The sequence below is a fragment of the Pseudomonas sp. NFX15 genome (assembly GCF_049132105.1).
In the GTDB taxonomy this organism is placed as follows: domain Bacteria; phylum Pseudomonadota; class Gammaproteobacteria; order Pseudomonadales; family Pseudomonadaceae; genus Aquipseudomonas.
Window position 1 is genome coordinate 1 of sequence record NZ_JAFMPV010000057.1, and the last position, 1,236, is coordinate 1,236.

General features: G+C 56.9%; 1 protein-coding gene. It reads right to left on the bottom strand.

Annotation, left to right across the window (positions count from 1 at the left end; translation table 11 throughout):
- Positions 1-9 precede the first annotated feature (9 nt).
- Positions 10-1,172, bottom strand: a protein-coding gene (locus J1D76_RS27795; RefSeq protein WP_421141560.1) for an IS3 family transposase whose coding sequence is annotated in 2 segments (ribosomal slippage) — positions 10-917 and positions 917-1,172 — 1,164 coding nt in all. Because the reading frame shifts where the segments join, the coding sequence is not laid out codon by codon here.
- Positions 1,173-1,236: the final 64 nt, after the last annotated feature.

The window sequence follows — 1,236 nt, forward strand, 5'->3', positions numbered from 1 at the left end:
TTGTAGTGGTCAACTAATCCCGGACACGACGTTAAGTTTTTCTTCGGCCCGCGCTGGCGCCAACCCACCGTTGAATTGATGGGGTCGAATCCAGTTGTAGCGATGCATCAAGAATTGGCTGATATCACGCTGGGCTTCTTGAGCCGTTCTGTAGCCCGTGGTCGGTATCCATTCTGTTTTCAAGCTGCGGAACACGCGCTCCATCGGCGCGTTGTCCCAGCAATTTCCCCGCCGGCTCATGCTCTGGCGCATGCGATAACGCCACAGCCGCTGGCGAAAGAGTCGGCTTGCATATTGCGATCCCTGGTCCGAGTGGAATAGCAGATCCGAAGGCCTGCCACGCTGCTCGTAAGCCATATCCAGCGCCTTGATCACCAGCTCAGCGTCCGGCTTTTCCGACAACGCCCAGCCCACGATCCGGCGTGTGCAAAGATCCAGCACGACAGCCAGGTAATGCCATTTTCCTTGCGCCCAAATGTAGCTGATGTCGCCGCACCACACCTGGTTGGGTGCCGGAACATCGAACTCCCGATTCAAGATGTTCGGGATATCCAACCGTTCAACTGTCGCTCGTTTATAGGCATGTGATCCGGGCTGTTTGCTCACTAAATCAAGCTCGCGCATCAGGCTGCGCACTTTGAATCGACCGAGCTGCTCACCGTCCTCACGCATCAGCGACAGGATGCTGCGGCTGCCCGCAGCACTGCGACTTTGCGAGAACAGCTCGCTCACCCGGCTGCGCAACCGAAGCCGTTCGACATCAGGTGTTCGGCGCCTAAGGCGCTGGGCGTAGTAACACGAGCGAGTGACGTCAAACACCTTGCACAGCCAATCAATCGGCTCATGGACGCTCAGCTGATTGATCAGCGCGTACGCTCGTGATCTTCCGACATCAAGAGCGCGGTAGCCTTTTTTAATATCGACTTTTCCCGTTCAAGGCGGGCAATCCGGGCTTCCAGCTCCTGAATTTTTTGCTGTTCCGGGGTCAGCGCTTTGCTGTGTGGAGTGACGCCTTGGCGCTCCTGCTGAACCTGATCAACCCAGCGGCGCAGGGCCGACTCGCCGACGCCGAGTGAACGGCTAGCTTCGATGTAGCTGTAGTTTTGCTTGAGCACGAGGTCGGCAGCCTCGCGTTTGAATTCAGGAGTAAAGGAGCGGCGTTGTTTGGTCATCTGACACCTCGATCTGGCGAGCATTCTCGCCTAAATGGGTGTCCGGTTTCATTAGACCACTACA